This is a genomic window from Croceitalea marina (assembly GCF_042684265.1).
Classification (GTDB): domain Bacteria; phylum Bacteroidota; class Bacteroidia; order Flavobacteriales; family Flavobacteriaceae; genus Croceitalea; species Croceitalea marina.
This window is the reverse complement of sequence record NZ_JBHULB010000076.1, coordinates 1-22,936: the sequence shown is the minus strand read 5'-3', so window position 1 is coordinate 22,936 and position 22,936 is coordinate 1. Positions and strand designations below refer to the sequence as shown.

General features: G+C 36.7%; 24 protein-coding genes. 13 read left to right on the top strand and 11 right to left on the bottom strand.

What is annotated here, in order from left to right:
• Positions 1 to 105 precede the first annotated feature (105 nt).
• The gene (locus tag ACFSQJ_RS15050; protein ID WP_377767783.1) at positions 106 to 588 is read left to right on the top strand and encodes a hypothetical protein; all 483 of its coding nucleotides are present in this window, start codon (positions 106 to 108) and stop codon (positions 586 to 588) included.
• A gap of 4 nt (positions 589 to 592) precedes the next feature.
• Here the strand turns inward: ACFSQJ_RS15050 and xerD are convergent, their stop codons facing one another.
• Positions 593 to 1,489: a site-specific tyrosine recombinase XerD gene (gene xerD / locus ACFSQJ_RS15045; RefSeq protein ID WP_377767782.1), complete on the bottom strand. Its 897-nt coding sequence runs from the start codon at positions 1,487 to 1,489 to the stop codon at positions 593 to 595.
• A 146-nt stretch (positions 1,490 to 1,635) separates the two neighbouring features.
• Between xerD and ACFSQJ_RS15040 the strand changes: the two genes are divergently transcribed.
• From ACFSQJ_RS15040 to ACFSQJ_RS15020, 5 genes are all read left to right on the top strand, one after another.
• Positions 1,636 to 2,148 carry a hypothetical protein gene (locus tag ACFSQJ_RS15040; protein WP_377767781.1) on the top strand — a complete coding sequence of 171 codons (513 nt, stop codon included), beginning with the start codon at positions 1,636 to 1,638 and terminating at the stop codon, positions 2,146 to 2,148.
• Positions 2,149 to 2,214: 66 nt separating this feature from the next.
• Positions 2,215 to 2,724: an outer membrane beta-barrel protein gene (locus ACFSQJ_RS15035; protein ID WP_377767780.1), complete on the top strand. Its 510-nt coding sequence runs from the start codon at positions 2,215 to 2,217 to the stop codon at positions 2,722 to 2,724.
• Between the two features lie 89 nt (positions 2,725 to 2,813).
• Positions 2,814 to 3,230 (top strand): type II 3-dehydroquinate dehydratase, encoded by a 417-nt coding sequence (gene aroQ, locus ACFSQJ_RS15030; RefSeq protein ID WP_377767779.1) that lies wholly within the window; start codon positions 2,814 to 2,816, stop codon positions 3,228 to 3,230.
• A gap of 103 nt (positions 3,231 to 3,333) precedes the next feature.
• Positions 3,334 to 3,846, top strand: coding sequence for an outer membrane beta-barrel protein (locus ACFSQJ_RS15025; RefSeq protein ID WP_377767778.1), 513 nt, complete (start codon positions 3,334 to 3,336; stop codon positions 3,844 to 3,846).
• Positions 3,847 to 3,956: 110 nt separating this feature from the next.
• Positions 3,957 to 5,141, top strand: a complete 1,185-nt coding sequence (locus tag ACFSQJ_RS15020; protein ID WP_377767777.1) for a PQQ-dependent sugar dehydrogenase — start codon at positions 3,957 to 3,959, stop codon at positions 5,139 to 5,141.
• On the opposite strand, the gene ACFSQJ_RS15015 is transcribed toward ACFSQJ_RS15020, so the two are convergent.
• From ACFSQJ_RS15015 to ACFSQJ_RS14995, 5 genes are all read right to left on the bottom strand, one after another.
• Positions 5,138 to 5,416, bottom strand: a complete 279-nt coding sequence (locus tag ACFSQJ_RS15015) for a DUF3817 domain-containing protein (RefSeq protein ID WP_377767776.1) — start codon at positions 5,414 to 5,416, stop codon at positions 5,138 to 5,140. The genes ACFSQJ_RS15020 and ACFSQJ_RS15015 overlap by 4 nt on opposite strands.
• A 10-nt stretch (positions 5,417 to 5,426) precedes the next feature.
• The gene (lpdA, locus tag ACFSQJ_RS15010; protein ID WP_377767775.1) at positions 5,427 to 6,818 is read right to left on the bottom strand and encodes a dihydrolipoyl dehydrogenase; all 1,392 of its coding nucleotides are present in this window, start codon (positions 6,816 to 6,818) and stop codon (positions 5,427 to 5,429) included.
• A gap of 144 nt (positions 6,819 to 6,962) precedes the next feature.
• Complete coding sequence (msrB, locus tag ACFSQJ_RS15005; RefSeq protein ID WP_377767774.1) at positions 6,963 to 7,370, bottom strand: peptide-methionine (R)-S-oxide reductase MsrB; 408 nt, start codon at positions 7,368 to 7,370, stop codon at positions 6,963 to 6,965.
• A complete protein-coding gene (gene msrB / locus ACFSQJ_RS15000; protein WP_377767773.1) occupies positions 7,367 to 7,870 on the bottom strand; it encodes a peptide-methionine (R)-S-oxide reductase MsrB in 504 nt (167 codons plus the stop codon). The genes msrB (ACFSQJ_RS15005) and msrB (ACFSQJ_RS15000) overlap by 4 nt, the downstream gene beginning before the upstream one ends.
• 118 nt (positions 7,871 to 7,988) lie before the next feature.
• Complete coding sequence (locus ACFSQJ_RS14995) at positions 7,989 to 8,558, bottom strand: collagen-like triple helix repeat-containing protein (RefSeq protein ID WP_377767772.1); 570 nt, start codon at positions 8,556 to 8,558, stop codon at positions 7,989 to 7,991.
• A gap of 166 nt (positions 8,559 to 8,724) precedes the next feature.
• On the opposite strand from ACFSQJ_RS14995, the gene glgB reads away from it, so the two are divergent.
• The 5 genes from glgB (at position 8,725) to ACFSQJ_RS14970 (ending at position 15,899) form a co-directional block, all read left to right on the top strand.
• The gene (gene glgB / locus ACFSQJ_RS14990; protein ID WP_377767771.1) at positions 8,725 to 10,620 is read left to right on the top strand and encodes a 1,4-alpha-glucan branching protein GlgB; all 1,896 of its coding nucleotides are present in this window, start codon (positions 8,725 to 8,727) and stop codon (positions 10,618 to 10,620) included.
• 101 nt (positions 10,621 to 10,721) lie between these two features.
• Complete coding sequence (locus ACFSQJ_RS14985; protein WP_377767770.1) at positions 10,722 to 13,121, top strand: glycoside hydrolase family 31 protein; 2,400 nt, start codon at positions 10,722 to 10,724, stop codon at positions 13,119 to 13,121.
• Positions 13,122 to 13,157: 36 nt separating this feature from the next.
• Positions 13,158 to 13,967, top strand: coding sequence for a M48 family metallopeptidase (locus ACFSQJ_RS14980; RefSeq protein ID WP_377767769.1), 810 nt, complete (start codon positions 13,158 to 13,160; stop codon positions 13,965 to 13,967).
• A gap of 65 nt (positions 13,968 to 14,032) precedes the next feature.
• Positions 14,033 to 15,358, top strand: coding sequence for an MFS transporter (locus tag ACFSQJ_RS14975; protein WP_377767768.1), 1,326 nt, complete (start codon positions 14,033 to 14,035; stop codon positions 15,356 to 15,358).
• Between the two features lies 1 nt (position 15,359).
• A complete protein-coding gene (locus ACFSQJ_RS14970; protein ID WP_377767767.1) occupies positions 15,360 to 15,899 on the top strand; it encodes a hypothetical protein in 540 nt (179 codons plus the stop codon).
• A 74-nt stretch (positions 15,900 to 15,973) separates the two neighbouring features.
• Here the strand turns inward: ACFSQJ_RS14970 and ACFSQJ_RS14965 are convergent, their stop codons facing one another.
• From ACFSQJ_RS14965 to ACFSQJ_RS14950, 4 genes are read right to left on the bottom strand one after another with little or no spacing between them, the layout of a single operon-like run.
• Positions 15,974 to 16,696, bottom strand: coding sequence for a head GIN domain-containing protein (locus ACFSQJ_RS14965; protein ID WP_377767766.1), 723 nt, complete (start codon positions 16,694 to 16,696; stop codon positions 15,974 to 15,976).
• 25 nt (positions 16,697 to 16,721) lie between these two features.
• A complete protein-coding gene (locus ACFSQJ_RS14960; protein WP_377767812.1) occupies positions 16,722 to 17,819 on the bottom strand; it encodes a hypothetical protein in 1,098 nt (365 codons plus the stop codon).
• Positions 17,800 to 18,363 carry a hypothetical protein gene (locus ACFSQJ_RS14955; RefSeq protein WP_377767765.1) on the bottom strand — a complete coding sequence of 188 codons (564 nt, stop codon included), beginning with the start codon at positions 18,361 to 18,363 and terminating at the stop codon, positions 17,800 to 17,802. Before ACFSQJ_RS14955 ends, ACFSQJ_RS14960 begins: the two co-directional genes overlap by 20 nt.
• A gap of 2 nt (positions 18,364 to 18,365) precedes the next feature.
• Complete coding sequence (locus ACFSQJ_RS14950; RefSeq protein ID WP_377767764.1) at positions 18,366 to 18,923, bottom strand: RNA polymerase sigma factor; 558 nt, start codon at positions 18,921 to 18,923, stop codon at positions 18,366 to 18,368.
• Positions 18,924 to 19,143: 220 nt separating this feature from the next.
• Here ACFSQJ_RS14950 and lon point away from each other — a divergent pair, with 220 nt between their 5' ends.
• On the top strand, positions 19,144 to 21,594 hold the full coding sequence (lon, locus tag ACFSQJ_RS14945) for an endopeptidase La (protein WP_377767811.1): 2,451 nt from the start codon (positions 19,144 to 19,146) through the stop codon (positions 21,592 to 21,594).
• Between the two features lie 80 nt (positions 21,595 to 21,674).
• Positions 21,675 to 22,367: a (d)CMP kinase gene (gene cmk, locus ACFSQJ_RS14940; protein ID WP_377767763.1), complete on the top strand. Its 693-nt coding sequence runs from the start codon at positions 21,675 to 21,677 to the stop codon at positions 22,365 to 22,367.
• 45 nt (positions 22,368 to 22,412) lie between these two features.
• On the opposite strand, the gene ACFSQJ_RS14935 is transcribed toward cmk, so the two are convergent.
• Positions 22,413 to 22,793: a LysM peptidoglycan-binding domain-containing protein gene (locus ACFSQJ_RS14935; RefSeq protein WP_339335371.1), complete on the bottom strand. Its 381-nt coding sequence runs from the start codon at positions 22,791 to 22,793 to the stop codon at positions 22,413 to 22,415.
• Positions 22,794 to 22,936 lie beyond the last annotated feature (143 nt).

Genomic DNA, 22,936 nt, shown 5'->3' with positions numbered 1-22,936 from the left:
ATATTACTTTAAGCTTTGTTAGAGTAAATAAATTGGGAAGGGAATGGCGTTAATTTTTAGCCAATAGGTAGATGTGTTAAAGAAGATATTATTAATTTGGAGTAGATGAGAAAGACTTTGTTGCTATTACTTTTTATGCATACGGCAAATTTCATGTCTGCCCAGAAAGAAACGTCTACCTCAGATATTGAAGGTTTTTCTTATCCTACTTTTAGTAATGGTGAACGCTACTCGAATTTTTCGGTTACACATTTGATAAATACTAATTTAGAGGTGGAGATTAGAGGTTTTTATCAAAGAAATGTTTTGGGAGAGCGCTTTAGAGCTCCTCTTCTTTTAAAGAAGTACCTCTCTGACGAGAAAACTTATTTGATAGGAGGTGCCCAGGCCGAATGGGAGTTTTTGCCTAGAGGGATAAAGCCGCCCAGGGTTGATATTATAATGGGTGCTGGGCATCAATTCAACGAAAATCTTTCTATTGAAGGTATTTTTCAGCTTCCTGTTATGAATTCTTCAAGTGTAAATCCTTTAGGTTCAGAGAAACCTGGAACTAGTTTTTTAAACCTTGGTTCAAAATTTAGGTTTTAAAATTTTATTTTCTGGGATGAAACTCATTTAAAACTTTGGCTAGGTGTGTGCGATTAACGTGCATGTAAACTTCTGTAGTTGTAATACTTTCATGACCTAGCATTTGTTGTATTGCACGTAAATCAGCACCATTTTCTAAAAGATGCGTAGCAAATGAATGTCTAAATGTATGTGGGCTAATATTTTTCTCTAGTCCAATAGCCACTGCAAGTCCTTTTATAATGGTAAATACCATAGCTCGGGTCAATTGCTTTCCTCTTCTGTTTAAAAATACAAAGTCTTCATGGCCTACTTCGATTTTTTGATGTACTCGAACTTCATTTCTATACAGGTTGATGTATTTTTTATTGAGTTTACTAATAGGTACGAAGCGCTGTTTATCTCCTTTTCCTGTTACCTTTACGAAATCTTCTTCAAAATAGAGATCAGACAGTCTTAGGTTGGTTAATTCTGATACTCTAAGCCCACAACCGTACAAGGTTTCAAGAATGGCCCTATTCCGCTCTCCTTGAGGTTTAGAAAGGTCAATGGCACGAATTAATTGATTAATTTCTTCGGTAGAGAGGGTATCTGGTAGTTTTCTTCCAATTTGAGGAGACTCGATTAAATCCATAGGGTTTTCTGCACGGAAGTCTTCAAAAATCAGGTAATTAAAAAAACCTTTTAGACCAGAAACAATACGCGCTTGCGATCTAGGATTTACCAATTTCGCGATTTCATAAACAAACTGCTGTATGGTTTCTTTTGAGATTGATATTGGACTTTCGTTGATTTTAGACTGTTCTAAAAAATCAATAAGTTTAGCTACGTCTAAAGTGTAATTTTTAATGGAATTTTCTGATAAACCTCGTTCTATTTTCAAGTAGTGTTTATAGTCTTGTAAGGCTTGACTCCATTTCATTCAGTAAAGATACATTAGAATGTAAAAACATTTCTCCTTCATAAAGTCCTGTTTTTACAACTGATTTAAAGCAGATTACAACTTTAATTATCTAGGCTTGTAAAAGGTGATAAGTTTGCAATCACAAATAACCAAACCATTTTATTATGAAAATTTTTGTAGCAACTATTATTTTTTTATTCACCTCTTTAGGCATTCATGCGCAAGTAGATCGTACGAATTTTAGGGCGGGTTTAAACGCAGGTATTATTACTGGTGACGTGTCCGACTTTTATAGCTTCAGTTTAGGTGTAGATCTTCTATATGTTTGGGGGCTCTCAAAAGAAATCGATTTGGGCTTAGCCACAGGATTTAACAATGCTTTTGGCGAAGATGAAACTATATCTGATGGTGGAATAACAATCAGCACAGAATTTGCCAATTTACAATACATTCCGGCTGCCGCTGCTTTAAGGGTATACCCTTCTTATGGCTTTAAATTGGGTGGCGATATTGGTTATGCTATTGGCGTTAGCGATGGTTTTGAAGGGGGGCTTTATTACAAGCCAATGATAGGTGTAGATATTAATCGAACAACAGAGCTAAACGTTTCATATGCAGCAATTAGTAACGAAGGTACTTTTGCTACAGTAATGGTAGGCATACTATTTTTATTCTAAACTGCTAAACTTGATCAATACGAAAAGCTTTCTTATTTTTGTAGGAAATCAAAAACAACTATTATTATGAAAAAATTATTTATTTGTTGCCTATTCAGTTTATCTATTTCTCTAGCATCTTATGGTCAAGAAGGCTTTTCGGTTAAAGCTGGTGTAAACAATGTTTCAATAAGCATTGATAACGATGATGATTTCTTTGGGGATTCAAGCGATAGCGAACTTGGATTTTTTGTTGGCGCGGGCTATAACTTTGTAGCTAGCGAAACCTTTGATATTGAACCATCTATATTATTGAGTTTTGTTGATGATTTAACTTCGTTATACATTCCGATAATGGCAAAATACAAGGTTTCTGAAGATTTTAATATTCAGGCTGGACCTCAAATTAACTATTTATTGGAGGATTTACCTGACGGAGAGTTTGGTCTAGATATTGCCTTTGGAGCGGGATATCAAATTGACGCTAATTGGTTTGTGGAAGCTAGATATGGGTTTCAAGTTTCAAGAGGGGGAGATTTTGGAGATTTTGTTGATATAAACACACTTACAGCGGGAGTTGGCTATAGATTTAACTAGACACCGACTTCGAACATAACAATCACTTTAAACGGAAGCTTCTAAGCTTCCGTTTTTTTATGCCCTTAAATTATTATTACTTTTACTTTATGAAGCTTATAATTATAAATGGGCCCAACTTAAATCTTTTGGGCAAGCGTGAACCCGAGGTTTACGGAAAAGAAACCTTTGAAGATTATTTTACGAAGCTGCAGCTTAAATTTAAAACGCTACAGTTAGAATATTTTCAGTCAAATATTGAGGGCGAAATTATTGATAAGCTTCAAGAAGTGGGCTTCACTTATGATGGTATTGTTCTAAATGCGGCATCTTACACCCATACCTCAGTGGGTATTGGTGATGCGGTAAAAGCAATTGAAACACCTGTTGTCGAGGTACATATATCCAATACCTTTAAAAGAGAAGATTTTCGACATACTTCTTATATTTCTTCTGGAGCTAAGGGTGTAGTTTTAGGTTTTGGGCTGCAGAGCTACGACCTGGCAATACAGTGCTTTTTGAACTAAATATCACCTATATATCAAATGAGTCTGTGAAATTCAAATAATAGTAGCTCTGGCAATATCCTAAGATTAGGGACGTTTATGGCTTAAACTTAAACTTAATTTTATGAGAAAAGTATTATTAATTACGCTTTTAGTAACAGGATTCGCGTTTAATGCAAATGCACAAGATTCAAGATTTGGTGCTACTGTAGGTTTTTTAAATGCAGGTGGTAAAGTAACGTTTGAAGATGAATCTGTAACAGGTTCAGATGCTGGTTTTTATTTAGGACTGATAGGAGATTTTGGTGTTACTGAAAAGTTTCACATTCAGCCAGAATTACTTTATGCTTCTGTAGACGGATCCTCGGCTATTTTTATTCCAGTGTTGGCCAAAATTTATGTTGCTGAAGGCTTTAATCTTCAAGCTGGTCCTGAAATCAGTTTTTCTTTAGAGGAAACTGGAGATGATATATCCAGTCTTAGTACTAGTATTGCAGCGGGACTCGGGTATGATATCACAGAAGATTTTTTTGTTGAAGCCAGATATTCGCAACAATTGAATAATAGTTATACAGGAGACTTAGATATTACAGCTAGAGGTAACGGTCTTTTTGTTGGCCTTGGTTACAAATTCTAGATATAAAAAATAATTTTAACGCGAAAGAGCTCCTTAATTTAAGGAGCTCTTTTTTTTGCAAAAATCTAACCGGGTCGATTTCTGCGTATATAATAGTAAACCCCACTGCTATGAAAGTTCTTAAAAACCTTTTTTTGTTCTTATCCCTTTTTATATTTTCTTGTGAAACGGAAGAATTCAATAGTAATCCAGAAGATGAGGTGGATGATTCTGGAGAAGAAATGGTAGCGGAAACTATAGGATTAATAAATGCGTTTCCGAACCTTAGTTTTACACAACCATTAGATTTTCAATCTCCTAATGATGGTACCAATCGAATCTTTGTCGCTGAAAAAGGAGGTGCTATTCGGGTTTTTGAAAACGATGAAAGCACTACGGAAACCAACGTATTTCTTGATTTGAGAGGGACAATTTCTACATCTAGTGAGCAAGGTCTGCTTGGCTTTGCCTTTCATCCAAATTTTACAAGCAATGCTTATGTTTATGCTTGCTATACACCCTCTGAAGGACTCTCCGTAATTTCTAGATTTACTGTTTCGACTACAAATCAGAATAGTGTTGATTTGGCCAGTGAGCTTGTTATCATCGAAATTCCGCAGCCTGCAACAAATCATAATGGTGGTCAAATAGCTTTTGGTTCTGATGGTTACTTGTATATTGCAATGGGTGATGGAGGTGGAAGTGGTGACCCCGGTGGAAATGCCCAAAACAGAACAAATCTATTAGGGAATATTCTTCGAATAGATGTTGATAATCAAGAAGGAGGCTTGAACTATGCCATACCTTCTGATAATCCTTTTGTTGATGATACTGCCTCAAGAGATGAAATCTTTGCCTATGGATTTCGTAATCCGTGGCGAATGAGTTTCGATACAACCACCGGTAAATTATGGACTGGCGATGTTGGCCAAAACGAAATAGAAGAAATTGATGTTGTCGAGCCAGGCGGTAATTACGGCTGGAAACTGTTCGAAGGTACTTCTTGTTTTTCAGGAGATTGTGATGACACGGGTTTGATAGCTCCCATTTTTGAATACAATCAAGATAATGGTGACAGGTCAATTACCGGAGGTTATGTCTACAGAGGTGATGACATCACTACATTACAAGGTAAATATGTGTATGGTGATTTTGTGAGCGGTCGAATATGGGTTTTAGAAGAGGATGGTAGTGCAAACGAACTGCTTTTAGAATCAGGGCTTAATATTGCGTCTTTTGGCACTGATGCCAATGAGAATCTATTTATCTGTGCCTTTAATGGTACTATTTATAAGTTCGTTGTTCAAGAAAACTAATGTTCTTTCAAATATTTTTTGTCGGCATAAAAGGTTCCAAATGGGAGCAGAGAAGCAATAAAAAAGATTAGAAATCTTTTTATACTCCATTTACGTTCCCAACAAACGATACCCGCTAAAACCACAAATAGAATAAAAAGAATTCCATGTGCCATTCCAATGACCTTATTGGGTTCTCCGATTTCTGCCCAATATTTTAGGGGCATGGTTAAACCAAATAATAGAAGATAAGATATTCCTTCTAAAATAGCCGTGGCTCTAAAAAGTATTAGCAAAGTTCAGTTGTTATAAGTGAATAACCTCATCATAAGCGGCAGCAACGGCTTCCATAACCGCCTCACTCATGGTCGGATGCGGGTGCACGGCTTTTAAAACTTCATGGCCAGTGGTTTCAAGTTTTCTTCCCAATACTGCTTCAGCAATCATATCGGTAACTCCGGCCCCTATCATATGGCACCCCAGCCACTCTCCATATTTGGCATCAAAGATTACTTTTACGAATCCGTCTGAACTACCGGAAGCCTTTGCTTTTCCACTTGCAGAAAAAGGAAATTTACCAACTTTGATATCATATCCTTTTTCCTTGGCCTGTTTTTCGGTCAAGCCAACAGAAGCTATTTCCGGTGAACAATAAGTACACCCTGGAATGTTGCCATAGTCCAAGGCTTCAACATGCATTCCGGCAATTTTTTCTACACAAAGAATACCCTCGGCAGAAGCTACATGGGCTAATGCTTGCCCCGGTGTAACATCACCAATAGCATAATAACCTGGAATGTTGGTTTGATAGTAATCGTTAACCAAAATTTTATCCCTATCTGTAGCAATACCGACTTCTTCAAGACCGATATTTTCGATGTTCGTTTTTATTCCAACAGCAGAAAGAACAATATCAGCTTCCAAAACTTCTTCTCCTTTTTCTGTTTTTACGGTAGCCTTAACAACAGCTCCACTAGTATCTACTTTAGTAACCTCGGCTGAAGTCTTTATTTTGATTCCAGATTTTTTAAAACTACGCTCCAACTGTTTGGACACGTCTTCATCTTCAACGGGAACGATATTTGGTAAGTATTCTACCACGGTAACTTCGGTACCCATGCTATTATAGAAATAAGCAAACTCAATACCGATGGCCCCACTACCAACAACTATTAATTTTTTAGGCTGCTTCTCTAGAGTCATTGCTTCGCGATAGCCGATAACTTTTTTCCCATCCTGTGGAAGACTAGGTAATTCACGACTTCTAGCACCAGTGGCGATGATTATATGGTTTGCACTATACTCAGTTGCATCACCATTCTCACCTTTAACAGCGACTTTTTTACCGGGTAGTACTTTTCCGTATCCGTTTAAAACTTCAATTTTGTTTTTCTTCATCAAAAATTGAACTCCTTTGCTCATTCCATCCGCTACACCTCTACTTCGGCTAACAACAGCATCAAAGTCATGCTCTACTTTCTTTACGTTAAGCCCGTAGTCTTCGGCATGCTTTAAATATTCAAATACTTGTGCAGATTTTAATAATGCTTTGGTAGGAATACAACCCCAATTTAGGCAAACTCCACCTAAGTTTTCTTTTTCAACTATAGCGGTTTTTAAACCTAATTGAGAAGCCCTAATCGCAGTTACGTAACCTCCTGGACCACTACCTAAAACAATAACATCAAAATTGCTCATTCCGTAAAGATTTTAGTTGTTAAAATGGAGGTGCAAAGATAGTGAAGAGTTGTAAATTTTAGACTATCAAACAACAGGTTTTGTATAACGTAAAACTAGAATTGAGTGATATCTCTCTACAATTGAAGTTTATACAATCTGTCCTTATTGATTCTTAGAGGCATCAAAATCGATACTTAAAGAATTGATACAATAGCGTTGGCCCGTGGTTTTCCTAGGTCCATCATTAAAAACATGACCTAAATGACCGCCACAATTTGCACATACGGTTTCTGTTCTAACCATTCCGTGACTTGTATCCCTGATATACTCTATGGCTCCTTCTACAGCTTCGTCGAAAGAAGGCCAACCGCAGCCACTTTCAAATTTATGTTCACTTTCGAAGAGTTTTGCTTTACAGCCTTTACAATGATAATCACCATTTTCAAAGTGCAGATTTAGCGCTCCCGTATGTGGTCGCTCCGTACCTTTTTGCCTTAAAACATAATATTCTTCAGGAGTAAGAAGTTCTTTCCACTCTTCCTCTGATTTTTCAACACCGTATTTTTTCATTGTGGGTCGGGTATAAAGTCTAAAGCAACACCATTGATACAATGTCTCTTTCCGGTAGTTTCTTTTGGGCCATCATTAAAAACGTGCCCCAAATGGCCGCCACAAGTTGCACAATGTTCTTCTGTTCTGGCATAGCCTATTTTGTAATCTACATCATAAGCAACATTTCCTTCTATCTCTTGGTCAAAAGAGAGCCATCCTGTACCTGACTTAAACTTATTTTCACTTCTAAACAGTGGCGTGGCACAGCCAGCACAAACATAGGTTCCTTTTTCTTTGTTCTCTAACAAGTCACTACTAAACGAATTTTCAGTGGCAGCTTTACGAAGCACGTAGTATTCTGCATCGGTTAGTTCAGCTTTCCATTCAGCATCTGTTTTGGTCACTGCGTAAGTCTTTTTCTCGTCGTTTTTAGCAGTAAGTTTTTCCTTTTCTTCTTGAGATATTCCTTTACATCCAGAAAGGACCAAAAGAACCAGTATAGCAATATTTTTTCCCATGTTTCTTTTTTAAATGAGACGTTCAAAAACACGTTTCCTTTCAAAATTAGCAATTAATTCAAAGAAAAAACCCTAATCATTGCTGAAAAGGGCTTTAATATAATAGCGCTTGGTATTTTTAATCCAAAACGGAAGTTTCTACGGTATCCGTATTAACGTTGAGGGCACTCATCACTGCATTTAAATTCGATACATCTATATTATTGTCTTCACCAAATTCTGCAGGTACAACAGCGATTCTAAAGATTTGGTCATCAGTATCACCTGCAGGTAACGTTGTTAAGTCAAAATCAGATTCTAAAAATATATTTACATCAAAAAAAGTATGGTCATAGTTATATTGCAAAAGCCCTTGATCCAAAATCCTGGTCTGGGGTAATAAACGCCACACGTCTATAGGGTCTCCACCATTCGGGTCATCTACTTGTTCAAATAGAAGATATACCAAAACCACATCAGATTCAAAAACTTCGATGGTATCTGGAAATTCGTATGAAATGGTATAATCATTGGCCGCTGAAAAAGTCCCTTGTACTTCCACAACTTTTCCTAAAATATTTACTCCATCTTGGCCGTCAAGTCCGTTAAGACCATTTAAACCATCAAATCCTGGGGGTCCTTGAGGTCCTTCACAAGACATAAAAAAGATAACGGCTAATGAGCCTAATAAAAGTTTGATTTTTTGCATAATTTCTGATTTTGAATTGAAATGGTTATAATTTTTTTGTTTGCATTATTAGGAATCAAAAAGCGTTCCATTTTTAATTTACCCTCATAATTTCTTAATTCTATATGCTAATTAGGTATATCTTTCTTAAAGATGCTTAATATTGTAATTCACTTAATTTAATAACATGGCAGAGGTTATTACACATAGTCTTTTTACAGATTTCGATATAAATTTATTTAAGGGTGGAAAGCATTATCGGTTGTACGAAAAATTGGGTTCTCATCTTTTAGAGATTGATGGGGTAAAAGGTACTTACTTTGCTGTTTGGGCGCCTACCGCCAAAGCTGTTGCCGTTGTCGGTGATTTTAATTTTTGGAACGATAAAGAACATCAATTAAATGTTAGATGGGATTCTAGTGGAATTTGGGAAGGTTTTATTCCTGGGGTAGCTAAAGGCGCTATTTACAAGTATAAAATACAATCCAATAATGACGGCATTGTTACCGAAAAAGCAGACCCATTTGCTAGATTTTGCGAACATCCACCAAAAACTGCCTCTGTTGTTTGGGATGCCCCGTACAAATGGAATGATAAGAGCTGGATGGATACCAGAGCCAATCATAATGCCTTAGATAAACCCTATTCCGTATACGAAGTACACTTAGGTTCTTGGAAAAGAAAAATGAACAATGATTTTCTTTCTTACGTAGAACTTGCCGATGAACTGGTGACCTATGTAAGTGACATGGGCTTTACGCATGTAGAATTTATGCCCATCATGGAATATCCTTATGACCCGTCTTGGGGCTATCAACTTACGGGTTATTTTGCCCCAACCGCTCGTTTTGGAAAACCGGAAGGTTTTAAACTGCTAGTAGATAAGCTGCACCAAGCTGGTATAGGTGTAATTCTAGATTGGGTACCATCACATTTTCCTGAAGATGCCCATGGCCTTGGTTTTTTTGACGGATCACATCTCTATGAGCATCCCGATAGAAGAAGAGGCTATCATCCTGATTGGAAAAGTTTGATTTTTAACTATGGTAGAAATGAAGTCCGGGCTTTTCTAATTAGCAATGCTATTTTTTGGTTGGATCAATATCATGTTGATGGCCTTCGTGTAGACGCCGTTGCTTCAATGCTTTATCTAGATTATTCAAGGGAAGATGGGGAGTGGGAGCCTAATATGTACGGAAACAACGAAAACCTTGAGGCAATGTCTTTTATACGGGAGATGAATCAAGAAGTTTATGCCAGTTTTGAGGGAGTACAGACCATTGCCGAAGAATCAACGGCATTCTCAGGGGTTTCTAAACCGGTACATTTTGGCGGTCTTGGTTTTGGCATGAAATGGATGATGGGTTGGATGCACGATACCCTAGAATTTTTTAAGAAAGAGCCTATCTATCGTAAGCATCATCAGAATGATATCACATTCAGTATGACCTATGCATTTACCGAAAACTTTATGCTTCCTTTTTCACATGATGAAGTGGTTTATGGCAAGCAATCTTTGGTATATCGCATGCCGGGTGACGAATGGCAACGCTTTGCTAACTTGAGGTTACTGTTCGGCTATATGTTTACACATCCTGGAGCTAACCTTATTTTTATGGGCGGTGAGTTTGGACAGACATCAGAATGGAATTTTCAACAAAGCCTTGATTGGCACCTAACCGAGTACGATTTTCATTTAGGTATTCAGAAGGTTATTAAAGATTTAAATACGGTTTACAAAGATTATCCTGCCTTGCATGAAAAACAATTTAGTAATGAGGGCTTTGAATGGATAGATTACGGAGACAGCGAAAATTCTGTGTTAACATATCTCCGCAAAGGGCACGATAGTAAAGATGATTTAGTAATTGTTTGCAATCTTACCCCTGTACCTCGAGAAAATTATGCCATCGGGGTCTCTAAAAGCACACAGTTAAAGCAGGTTTTTAATAGTGATGATACCAAATATGGCGGTAGTGGCTTAGGTAAGAAAACCGTTAAACCTGTTAAAAAAGAAATGCACGGTAGAGCATATTCATTCAAAACCATATTGCCACCACTAAGTGTGCAGATTTTTAAGTAACAAAAGAGAACTATAACGTTATAGCTAACGTACTGTTGAAAACATCTTTTCATAATCTCGGTCTAATGTTCTTCTTTTGTTAGTCTCATAAAAAATATCCTATGATTACCAATACTGAAATCGAAAGAAGGGGCAATCAGCACCCCAATCAAATTACAGAGTTTAGGCAAGATAACGACAAGCTTTATTTTACAACTCAAAACGGGGTGATTTTAGAGATAATGGTAATGCGCGATAGTGTGGTAAGGTTCCGTTACGCTACAGAGCATGTATTTGAACCAGACTTTTCGTATGCAATAAGTGAAAACGTAAGTTTAGGGTATAATGAGTTAGATGTTAAAGAAGAGCCGCCAGAATATGCAATTACCACAGGTAAAATTAAAATTTACGTCAAAAAATCAAATTTAAAAGTCCAGATTACCGATTTAGAGGATAATATCATCAATGAAGATGAGCAAGGTTTTCACTGGGAGGAGAGTTATGACTATGGGGGAAATATTGTAAAAATGAGTAAAGTCACCCAATCTGCTGAAAGTTATTACGGTATGGGTGATAAAGCTTCGCATACAAACCTCAAGGGCAAACGAATAAACAATTGGGCAACAGACTCTTATGCTTACGGAAAAGACCAAGAACCCTTGTACAAATCAATCCCTTTTTATGTAGGGTTGAACAAAAATATTGCATACGGTATCTTTTTTGACAACTCATTTAGAACCCATTTTGATTTTGCCCATGAACGTAGAAATATTACAAGTTTTTGGGCCGATGGTGGAGAAATGAACTATTATTTCTTTTACGGACCTAAAATTTCGAAAGTTGTTGAATCCTATACCAATTTGACCGGTGTACCAGAGCTGCCACCAATGTGGGCCTTGGGATTTCATCAATCAAAATGGAGTTATTATCCAGAGAAAAAAGTTAAGGATATTACCAGCAAATTTCGAGAATTAAAAATTCCATGTGATGCTATTTATTTGGATATCGACTATATGGAAGGCTTCCGTTGTTTCACTTGGGACAATCGTCGTTTTCCAAATCCGAAGAAAATGGTGGATGAATTACAAAAAGATGGGTTCAAGACGGTTACCATGATTGATCCGGGTATTAAGATTGATCGTGATTATTGGGTATACCAACAGGCCATGGATAATGGTTTCTTTTGTAGAAGGGCCGATGGGCCACATTTTAAAGGAAAAGTTTGGCCGGGAGAATGTAAGTTTCCTGATTTTACGAATCCTGAAGTGCGTGAATGGTGGGCAGGTCTCTATAAAGAAATGATTGCCGATATAGGGGTTCATGGGGTTTGGAATGATATGAACGAACCTGCTGTTATGGAAGTGCCTTCTAAAACAGCTAACCTTGATGTTAGACACGATTATGATGGTCACCCGTGTAGTCATAGAAAGGCACATAACGTTTATGGCATGCAGATGGTTCGAGCCACTTTTGAAGGAATGAAAAAGTTTACCTTTCCGAGAAGACCTTTTGTGTTGACAAGGGCAGGGTACTCAGGTACACAGCGTTATTGTGCCACATGGACGGGAGATAATGTTGCTACCTGGGAACATTTATGGATTGCTAATGTGCAAATGCAAAGAATGTGCATGAGTGGCTATTCGTTTGTAGGTTCAGATATTGGTGGTTTTGCAGAACAACCGAATGGAGAGCTTTTTGCTAGATGGGTACAATTGGGGGTATTTCATCCTTTTTGTAGAGTGCACTCAAGTGGTGATCATGGAGAACAAGAACCTTGGTCGTTTGGTACTGAAGTTACCGATATTGTTAGAAAGTTTATAGAATTAAGGTATGAACTGCTACCGTATCTATACACCATGTTTTACAAGTATATCAAAGAAGGTTTGCCTATGTTGCAGTCTTTGGTTTTTTATAATCAAGAAGATGCGCAGACACATTTTAGAACAGATGAATTCTTATTTGGTGAGCAAATATTGGTTTGCCCAGTGCAAGAGCCAAATTCCCAAGGCAGGCGAATGTATATTCCAAAAGGAAAATGGTATAATTATTGGACTGAAGAAGTAGTCGAGGGGGGTGCCGAAAAGTGGGTGTCCGCAGGAATTGATAAGATTCCGCTTTTTATTAAAGAAGGTGCTATGATACCCAAATACCCCGTTCAGCAGTATGTCGGCGAGGTTGAAATAGACCAATTGAAAGTTGATGTATATTTTAAAGACGGTGTTGAAACTTCTACGGTTTATGAAGATCAACAAGATGGGTATGATTATAAAAAAGGACGTTATAGCCTTCGAAATTTTAAGTTAAAGGGTAAACAAGAAGGGTTGAGCATTCAACAATTTAAAGATGGAAGCTATAGAACGGCATATGAAACTATAAAGCTTCATTTTCATGGATTACCTTTTAAGATAAAGACGATAGAGATAGACAATGATGAAGTTGATTTTAAATCGGTAAAACTCAACGGAAATAACAGTATTGAGATAAGTAAAGACTTTACGTCTTTATATATTTCGGCTAAATAAAATTTTGTAATTTTCTAGTTATAAACACTATACATTATGAGAAAACTTAGTTTAACAATCGCAGTATTTTTAGCTGTTGTGGCATGTAAAACCAATCCATTTACAGGAAAAAGTACGCTGAATTTTATGCCGAACAGCCAAATTTTTCCAATGGCTTTTGCGCAATATGACCAGTTTTTGACAGAGAACAAGGTGATTACAGGTACTGCAGAATCACAGATGATTACCAGTGTGGGTCAAAGAATAGCTTCTGCAGCCGAACGTTGGTTAGATGCCAATGGATACCCCGGTTACTTGAACGACTATAAATGGGAATATAATCTGGTAAATGACGAAACCGTAAATGCTTGGTGCATGCCTGGAGGTAAAATAGTTTTTTATACCGGTATTCTGCCAATAACGCAAACTGAAACAGGTGTTGCCGTTGTTATGGGGCACGAGGTTGCCCATGCGCTTGCAGACCATGGAGCGCAGCGTATGAGCGCGGGTATGGTGCAACAACTTGGGGCCGTAGCTGGTAATGTAGCTATTAAAGACCCCAAGGCAAGAAACATATTCAATCAATCGTACGGTATTGGATCTACCGTTTTAGGAATGTTGCCTTTTAGCAGAAGCCATGAAACAGAAGCTGATAGAATAGGTCTTCAAATTATGGCAATTGCAGGTTATAACCCCGACGAGGCTGCGGAGTTGTGGCGAAGAATGAAGGCGAAAAGTGGAGGTCAAGCACCACCTGAATTTATGAGTACCCACCCTTCGAATGATACTAGGATCAACAACTTGACAGCATGGGCTCCTCTAGCAAAACAAGAGGCGGCCAAATTTGGAGTAACTTCATTTAAATAAAGTTGTCAAAAAATAAAAATCAGTAAAAGCTGTTCCTTTCGAACAGCTTTTTTACTTTTATAAATATGACGTCCATCTTAAGTTTAAAAGGAAGTAAAAAGTTATTGAATGCCTGGGCATTTTACGACTGGGCCAATTCGGTATATAGTTTGGTCATTTCATCGGCGATTTTCCCCTTATTCTATGGTGCTTTATTCCGAGTTGCCGAGATTGAAAAAGTAACCGTGTTCGGGGGCGAAATAGCCAGGGCACCACTGATTAGTTATGTTACTTCAGCGGCTTTCGTTTTTATTGCCCTAATTACGCCACTGATTTCAGGTGTTGCTGATTATTTGGGAAATAAGAAGATATTTTTAAAATTCTTTTGTTATCTAGGTGCTATTTCTTGCATAGGTTTATACTGGTTTTCATTAGAGAACATTTATTTTGGATTGGCATGTTATTTCTTTGGGCTGGTCGGTTTTTGGGTAAGTTTTGCTATTAATAATTCTTATCTGCCAGATATTGCTTATCCGGAGCAACAAGATGGTATTAGTGCAAAAGGGTTTTCTCTAGGATATATCGGGAGTGTGATTTTACTGTCTTTCAATCTATTTATGATTCTTCTGTTTCCTATGATTTTTGATATTCAAGAAATTAATGGTGAAGCAATTGAATTGGTTATGATGAAGTATTCTTTTGTTTTGACTGGAATTTGGTGGGCACTATTCAGTCAATATACTTTTAAACATCTACCAAAGGGCTACAAAAGAGATGGGGAAAGGCGTAATATTATCTTAAATGGTTTTAAAGAGCTGCAAGGGGTTTGGAAACAACTAGGTACTGAAATAAAACTTAAAAGATATCTCGGTGCTTTTTTTGTTTACAGCATGGCGGTGCAAACCGTAATGTTGATCGCTACTTATTTTGGGGAAGAGGAGGTAGATTGGGGCTCAGACGATTTTAGAACCATTGGTTTAATAGCAAGCATTCTTATTATTCAGGTAATTGCAATCGCTGGGGCATATTTGACCGCATTTTTATCGAAGAAATATGGAAACATAAAGACATTAATTTGGGTAAATCTCGTATGGGTATTTCTTTGTGTATATGCCTATTTTGTTATAACTCCGACTGATTTCTTCATTGCTGCGGGTCTTGTTGGTATTGTGATGGGGGGTATTCAAGCCTTGTCACGTTCTACTTATTCAAAGTTTCTGCCTAAAACTACCGATACCACTTCGTTTTTTAGTTTTTATGACGTAGCTGAAAAAATAGGGATTGTAATAGGTACCTTGATGTATGGTGCCGTAGCTCAAGTAACAGGTAGTATGCGTAACAGCACTATTTTCTTGGGGCTTTTCTTTTTGATAGGGGTATTTTTATTATTGCGGGTAAACAAGAAATTGTGAAATGAGGGTTAGTCTTTTTTTATTGGTGGTTTTGTTTAGTGCAAATAATTATTGCCAGAAAGTAAAATTTAGAAATGGAGTTTTTATAGATAGTTTGCAACTAAATTCTAAGATTAATTACTCGGATTCTATTTTAATAACTTTTGAGGGAGACACTCATCTAGTTAATTATTTTTTGGATTTGGAAAGTAAAATTCGAAAGAGAGCAAAGAAAGGGTATAGTAAAAATTTTATTTATTTTGACTACAATCTAATATCATTTTCTCCCTTGAATGATGATTTAATTAAGATTCCAAAGAATAATTATAATAAAGAAGACTTTAATTACATGATGACAATCAGTTTATCAGAAGTCAAAGGATGGGATTATAATTTAGGTTATAAACGAAAGCAGAGCTACAGGATTAATTTTTCAATTGAAAATCCTATAAATGCCGCGCAAGTTGGTTTTTTGAGTTTTGATGTCAAAACCTATTACACTATTTTGAAAGAGAATAAAACACTGGTAAACATCTTATTTAATAATCTTTTTGAATTATAAAACAAAAAGCCCCAACTTAAAGTTAGGGCTTCCTCGCTTATTGATTGATGTGGTTGTTTTTTGATTGTAAAATCTTAATAGCTTGAAATATCGCCAGAACCAGATGTTTTAGTGTCAATCTTCTTAGGATTTCCTTTATAGCTAATATCACCTGATCCAGAAACTCTAGCTTTTAGCATTTGATTGGCGGTAACTTTTATATCCGCGGAACCCGATACTTGTGCAGTAACAAATTCGGCATCTAAATCATACGCCTTTATATCACCAGAACCAGATACCTGTACATCAAGGTCGTTTGTTTTTCCTGATAAATTCATATCGCCAGAACCAGACATGGTAGCTTCCACAGATTCTGCTTCAATGGATAACGAAAGATCACCAGAACCAGAAATTCTTGTTTTAAAGTTGTTGGATTTGATTTTGGTCTCGCCCACAACATCTCCAGAACCTGAAAGGGATACCATATCGATAGATTCAACAGGCACGGTAATATAAATTCCAGAATTCCAGTTTGATGGCTTTAGGTTTACACCTTTTTCGGTTTTAATAACTAGTTTGCCATCTTTTACTTCGGTCTTGATATACTCTAATAGATTTTCTTCGCCTTTTAGAGTCAACTCTCCTTCATTACCATCTACTAGTTTTACATCGAACCAGCCGGCAACGGCAACGGCATCATAATCTCCAACAGATCTTTCTATGGTTACAGTTTTACCATTTCCTTTTACTCTTTTTCCCCATTGTGCTGTTGCTACAACGGAAAATAATACTAAGCTTAGTGTTGCTAATTTTTTCATGATTGTGTTTTAATTGATTTTAAGTTTAATTTTTATAAAATGATACGCCACCATATTCACTATCAATAGTGACCATATTACCAGAGTTTTCCTTTCCGTAATATCCTTTATAATATTTATCGGAAGACTGTTCTTTGCTAACATTTATCGTGAAATCATCTTTACCGCTGACCCCGGCATACTCCGTAGATATTTCAAAATCAAAATTATATGCGGTATCATAACCTATTTTTATACCTGTGTAATCTGACTTGATATTCACATTACCGGCATCTGAGGCTAATTTGTTAATTTTTACGGATCCATAATCCGAAGCCACATCTACGTTTCCATGTACTTCTCCTAATTTTATACTAATGTAATCCCCATTGCCTTGCACGTTTTTCACATTTTTCACTTCCATGGAACCATAATCGGATTTGTAGTCCAAATTACCCATTTCTCCAATAACTGCATTTGTGTAATCTGCCCTAACAGTAAGATTGCCGGCTTTTACAATTGTAAATCCTGAATAATCGGCTATAATTTCACCACTATTAATGTATTCGAATGTAGAGCGTGAAGTATAGTCAAAACGCAATTCATTATTTCTTCCATGCAGTTCACCTATTTCCATTTTTCCGTAGTCGCAATTAATTTTTGCGTGTCCGTCAATTCTGTCAAGATAAATGTTGCCATAGTCATTATTTAGGCTAACACTGTTTTTAACAGGCAATTTTATCGTATAGTTTACCTGAACATTGACATTATTACGCTTTCCCCAGTTCCAGCCCCAATTACGATTGTTATCTCCAAAGCGTGTTATAGCAGAAACCATACTACTGCTGTTCTCAAAATCGATATCAATTTCATTTAACCTATCCTGAACTTTTTCTTCATTGTTACCGTTCGTTTTTATATGTACTTCAATCATGATTTTATCTTGATTCCATGAAGTAATGTTCAAATTACCGTAACTATTTTTTACCTTAAAAAGAGCATCTGCGTTTACGGTGAATTCTTTTTTAATGGTTTTTTCTTTGGTATACTTTCCTTTAGGTCCGCCCCCGCCTTCAATTGCCATCGCAGTAAAAGGAACCAATAAAAGGCTTAATATGATATATTTAAATTGTAAAGTTCGCATCATTATTTGATTTTAAATTTTTAATGTCTTCTATATTGTTGAGTACTTCTTTTAATAAGTCAATTCTCGTCTGAAAATTGATAATCATTGCATTTAGTATTATTTTACTGTTACCTCCTTTAAGTAAATCTTGTTCTAATTTTTGATAATCTCCTTCAAGTTTATTTAATTGCAATAGGGTATCATCTACCAATTGTGCAGTTTCAGGTGATTTTTCATTCTTTAACTCTTGAACTTGTTCTTCGATTAAACTTGCAAAATAAAATTCTGTTTTAGTTACCTCAGGAGCAATTTCAACCACTTGTTCTTTTATGGTGGCTTGATTTCCAAAGAATTGAATTCCAAGTAGGCATAGTAAAACTAGGGAAGCGGCTATCGACAAAGGTCTTAACCAATTTCTCTTTTTAGGCGGTATAGCTACTACTCCTCTAGATTGGTTCAGTTTTTCTAAAAACCTTTCTTGATGGTTTTGCTCTGGGCTCTCAAAGTCAAAATCATCTTGCAACCTATTGAATAGAATTTTTATTTCGTCCTTCTCTTTCATAATTAAACATTTACATTCAACCTTTTTCTTAGACTTTCTTTAGCTCTTGAAATCGTTGTTCTACAATTTGCATAGCTGATATCCATTATCGTACTGATTTCTTCATAATCGTAACCTTCAATTAAATGTAAGGTCAAAGAAACTCTGTAATTGTCTTTTAAACTTTTCATGGTTTCCATCACTTTTTGAGCCTTCAGTTCAGTATAACCATTATGATCTAAAGCAACTCCGTCATTATCTTCGACCTTGTACAATACTTCTTCTAAATCAGAAGTTTGATTCTTCTGTTGTTTTCTGTAATGATAGATACTGTTGTTAATCACAATTCGTTTTAACCATGCCCCGAAGGTAACTTCACCTTTAAATGTATGCAGTTTCATAAACGCGTTTAAAAATGACTCTTGCATGACATCTTCGGCTTCTGCTGTATGTTTTACAATTCGTAAAGCTGTATTGTACATTGCTTTATAATACCGATTGTAAATTTCTAGCTGTGCACTTTGTTTTCCTTCTAGACACAATTGCAACAATGCGTCAGTATGTTCATTTTTGTGGCTCAAAAAGTGAATGGTTTGTCTTATAGATTAAGCAATTTACTATTTGTTACACTTTCTTTTATTTTTTTTCATTTCTGGTGGCATAACAATTGCACTTAGGTATTTGAATATGATTAATATGTTGTGCTAAGCCCTTTAATTATAGGATTTTAAACTATTAAGGGTATCAAATAGTAAGAATAAAAACTATTTGTTCGATGACATAATGACCGATATAGCTATTATGGGAGAAGTAAAATTCACAAATTTTGACAATATGTCTTTGCAAGGAATTGATGAAGAGGCAGAATTAATACCACTATTGACTCCGGAGGATGAAGAGGAAATGAATAAGGAGACCTTGCCAGAAACCTTACCAGTTTTGCCTTTGCGCAATACTGTGCTGTTTCCTGGGGTTGTTATACCTATTACGGCGGGCAGGGATAAATCCATTAACTTGATAAAGGACGCAAATAATGGCAATAAGACCATTGGTGTCGTTTCTCAGAAAGATGCTGAAACTGAAGACCCTGAGGTAAAGGATATAAATACCTTGGGTACGGTAGCCCGCATTTTGAGAGTGCTGCAAATGCCAGATGGTAATACCACGGTTATCATTCAGGGCAAGAAGCGCTTTGAGATTGCAGAGGTACTTACAGAAGACCCATACATGACGGCGACTATTCGTGAGGCTGCGGAGACCAGACCAGACCAAAAGGATAAAGAGTTTTTGGCCATAATCGAATCTATTAAAGATTTAGCTTTTAAGATTATAAAAGATAACCCGAATATACCCAGCGAAGCTACGTTTGCGATTAAGAATATTCAGAGCAATTCTTTTCTAATCAATTTTGTTTCCTCAAACTTAAATCTTGGGGTGGCTGAAAAGCAACACTTGCTAGAAATTCCAGATTTACAAGAACGTGCATTGGCTACTTTAAAATATATGAATGTTGAGTTTCAGAAATTGGAACTTAAAAACGATATTCAATCAAAGGTCCGCAGTGATATGGACCAGCAGCAACGTGAATACTTTCTTCACCAGCAGATGAAAACTATTCAAGAAGAATTGGGTGGTGTTTCTTATGAAGAAGAGGTTGATGAAATGCGCAATAAAGCCAAGAAAAAGAAATGGGGCAAAAAGGTAAAAGAGCATTTTGAAAAAGAACTCGCTAAAATGCAGCGTATGAATCCGCAAGTAGCGGAGTACTCTATCCAAAGAAACTATCTGGACTTATTTTTAGACCTCCCTTGGAACGAATTTTCAAAAGATAAGTTTGACTTAAAACGCGCAGAAAAAATTCTTGACAGAGATCATTACGGATTAGAAGATGTAAAAAGAAGAATTATAGAGTATTTGGCAGTTTTAAAACTGCGTAACGATATGAAGTCTCCTATTCTTTGTCTTTATGGTCCCCCAGGTGTCGGTAAAACCTCATTAGGAAAATCTGTTGCCGAAGCACTTGGTAGAGAATACGTGCGTATGTCTTTAGGAGGACTTCGGGATGAGGCTGAAATTAGAGGTCACCGAAAGACCTATATCGGTGCAATGCCAGGTAGAATAGTACAAAGTCTTAAAAAGGCGGGCACCTCAAACCCTGTTTTCATTTTAGATGAAATCGATAAGCTATCGAATAGCCATCAAGGGGATCCTTCTTCGGCTATGCTCGAAGTACTTGATCCCGAGCAGAACAGTGAATTTTATGACAATTTCTTAGAAATGGGTTATGACCTATCTAAGGTCATGTTCATTGCGACGGCTAACAATTTGGGATCTATTCAACCAGCTTTGCGAGACCGAATGGAAATTATTAATGTAACCGGTTATACCATTGAAGAAAAGGTGGAAATTGCAAAAAGGCATTTGTTGCCTAAGCAGCTTAAAGAACATGGTCTTGAAACGAAACATCTTAAGATTGGAAAGCCTCAAATGGAGAAAATTGTAGAAGGGTATACGCGTGAATCTGGGGTACGCTCTTTAGAAAAGCAATTGGCCAAAATGGTGCGTTATGCAGCTAAAAATATTGCAACTGAGGAGGAATATAATATTAAGGTAGCCAATGATACTATTGAAAAAGTGTTAGGCCCAGCCCGTTTAGAAAGGGATAAATATGAGAACAATGAAGTTGCAGGGGTAGTTACCGGATTGGCTTGGACAAGTGTCGGTGGTGATATTCTTTTTATAGAATCTATTTTATCAAAAGGAAAAGGTACTTTGAATATCACAGGAAACTTAGGTAAGGTGATGAAAGAATCGGCTACCATCGCATTGGAGTACATAAAATCAAATGCAGATTCTTTTGGAATCAACCCCGAGGTTTTCGAAAAATACAATGTTCATATCCATGTTCCGGAAGGAGCAACCCCAAAAGATGGGCCAAGCGCTGGTATTACCATGCTAACCTCCTTAGTTTCCTTATTTACCCAACGTAAAGTGAAGAAAAGTTTGGCAATGACGGGTGAGATTACCTTACGCGGTAAGGTACTTCCTGTTGGTGGTATAAAAGAGAAGATTCTAGCCGCAAAAAGGGCTCGGATTAAAGAATTGATTCTATGCGAGGACAATAGAAAAGACATTTTGGAAATTAAAGAAGACTACTTAAAGGGACTTACCTTCAATTATGTGAATGATATGAGCGAGGTCATCGACATAGCCATTACGAAGCAGAAAGTAAAAAATGCTAAAAGTCTTTAATTGAGATTACTGTTCGTTCAAGCACAGTCGAGAGCTATTTATTTTTATTTTTGAGCGATACCGAAAATCCACAGGCATAAATGAAAAAAATCATTATAGCAATTGACGGCTATTCTTCAACAGGTAAGAGTACCATAGCCAAAAGATTGGCAAATGCGCTTGGTTATGTTTTCATTGATACTGGGGCTATGTATCGAGCGGTAACGCTTTTCGCCTTAGAACATAATTTTATTTCGGATCAAGTTTTAGATAGTGATAGTTTAGTAAATGCCTTATCAGAGATAACCCTTAGGTTCGTTCCCAATTCTGAGTTGGGTAAATCAGAAATGTTTTTGAACGGCGAGAATGTTGAAAAGCAAATTCGTACTATGGATGTCTCAAAGTATGTAAGTAAGGTTGCCGCTATTGCCGGGGTTAGAAAGAAATTGGTAGCCTTACAACAAGAGATGGGGCTTGAGAAAGGTATTGTGATGGACGGTCGAGATATAGGCACGGTAGTTTTTCCGAATGCCGAATTAAAGTTATTTATGACTGCTTCCCCGGAAATACGTGCAAATAGAAGGTATAAAGAATTGTTGGATAGGGGAGAAGATGTGACTTTTGAAGAAGTACTTAGTAACGTACGTGAACGGGATTATATAGACTCGCACAGAGAAATTTCGCCATTAAAAAAAGCTGAAGATGCTATTGAATTTGACAACGGAGATATGGGGCTAGACGAACAGTTCGAAAGGATACATGCTTACACCTTGCGGATTATTGAGACCAAATAAAAAAGACGCCTAATTGGCGTCTTTTCTTTTCGATTATAGTATAGCTTAGATGTTTGGAATCACCAATACTTGATCTGGATGAATCACATCAGGATTCTTCAAAATATTGGTATTTGCCTCAAATATTTTGTTGTATTTCATAGCATCACCATAATAATGTTTGGCTATTTTACTTAAAGATTCTCCGCTTGCTACAGTATGTCTGTGGTAAACAGAATCATCACTTACAGTTATATTTGCCTTAACATCAGACGCACCTTCGCCGCCTAATTGTTTTATTTTATCCCAAAGTAGATCTTTTTCATAAGGGGTATTTGCCTCACCTTTAATTTTAAGAACGCCACCTTCTTCTGATACGTCTCCGTTTTTAATTCCAAGTTGTTGACCTAAATCCAATACACCTTGATATTTTGCTTTAACACTCATAATGTCTTAATTAATTTTGAATATCCGTAATTACTCATAATTTATTATATTTGACTGAACCTAAATCACTTGGCTTATGAATTTATTTACGTTTAGTGCTCATTTCGGGGACGAGGAGGCCTGTAGATTACATTTTAAAGAAG

Bases quoted from the DNA above. Each gene is read 5' to 3' on its own strand.
- ACFSQJ_RS15050 (WP_377767783.1), top strand. From the start codon at position 106: ATGAGAAAGACTTTGTTGCTATTACTTTTTATGCATACGGCAAATTTC.
- xerD (WP_377767782.1), bottom strand. From the start codon at position 1,489: ATGAAATGGAGTCAAGCCTTACAAGACTATAAACACTACTTGAAAATA.
- ACFSQJ_RS15040 (WP_377767781.1), top strand. From the start codon at position 1,636: ATGAAAATTTTTGTAGCAACTATTATTTTTTTATTCACCTCTTTAGGC.
- ACFSQJ_RS15035 (WP_377767780.1), top strand. From the start codon at position 2,215: ATGAAAAAATTATTTATTTGTTGCCTATTCAGTTTATCTATTTCTCTA.
- aroQ (WP_377767779.1), top strand. From the start codon at position 2,814: ATGAAGCTTATAATTATAAATGGGCCCAACTTAAATCTTTTGGGCAAG.
- ACFSQJ_RS15025 (WP_377767778.1), top strand. From the start codon at position 3,334: ATGAGAAAAGTATTATTAATTACGCTTTTAGTAACAGGATTCGCGTTT.
- ACFSQJ_RS15020 (WP_377767777.1), top strand. From the start codon at position 3,957: ATGAAAGTTCTTAAAAACCTTTTTTTGTTCTTATCCCTTTTTATATTT.
- lpdA (WP_377767775.1), bottom strand. From the start codon at position 6,818: ATGAGCAATTTTGATGTTATTGTTTTAGGTAGTGGTCCAGGAGGTTAC.
- msrB (WP_377767774.1), bottom strand. From the start codon at position 7,370: ATGAAAAAATACGGTGTTGAAAAATCAGAGGAAGAGTGGAAAGAACTT.
- msrB (WP_377767773.1), bottom strand. From the start codon at position 7,870: ATGGGAAAAAATATTGCTATACTGGTTCTTTTGGTCCTTTCTGGATGT.
- ACFSQJ_RS14995 (WP_377767772.1), bottom strand. From the start codon at position 8,558: ATGCAAAAAATCAAACTTTTATTAGGCTCATTAGCCGTTATCTTTTTT.
- glgB (WP_377767771.1), top strand. From the start codon at position 8,725: ATGGCAGAGGTTATTACACATAGTCTTTTTACAGATTTCGATATAAAT.
- ACFSQJ_RS14985 (WP_377767770.1), top strand. From the start codon at position 10,722: ATGATTACCAATACTGAAATCGAAAGAAGGGGCAATCAGCACCCCAAT.
- ACFSQJ_RS14980 (WP_377767769.1), top strand. From the start codon at position 13,158: ATGAGAAAACTTAGTTTAACAATCGCAGTATTTTTAGCTGTTGTGGCA.
- ACFSQJ_RS14975 (WP_377767768.1), top strand. From the start codon at position 14,033: ATGACGTCCATCTTAAGTTTAAAAGGAAGTAAAAAGTTATTGAATGCC.
- ACFSQJ_RS14970 (WP_377767767.1), top strand. From the start codon at position 15,360: ATGAGGGTTAGTCTTTTTTTATTGGTGGTTTTGTTTAGTGCAAATAAT.
- ACFSQJ_RS14965 (WP_377767766.1), bottom strand. From the start codon at position 16,696: ATGAAAAAATTAGCAACACTAAGCTTAGTATTATTTTCCGTTGTAGCA.
- ACFSQJ_RS14960 (WP_377767812.1), bottom strand. From the start codon at position 17,819: ATGCGAACTTTACAATTTAAATATATCATATTAAGCCTTTTATTGGTT.
- ACFSQJ_RS14955 (WP_377767765.1), bottom strand. From the start codon at position 18,363: ATGAAAGAGAAGGACGAAATAAAAATTCTATTCAATAGGTTGCAAGAT.
- lon (WP_377767811.1), top strand. From the start codon at position 19,144: ATGGGAGAAGTAAAATTCACAAATTTTGACAATATGTCTTTGCAAGGA.
- cmk (WP_377767763.1), top strand. From the start codon at position 21,675: ATGAAAAAAATCATTATAGCAATTGACGGCTATTCTTCAACAGGTAAG.
- ACFSQJ_RS14935 (WP_339335371.1), bottom strand. From the start codon at position 22,793: ATGAGTGTTAAAGCAAAATATCAAGGTGTATTGGATTTAGGTCAACAA.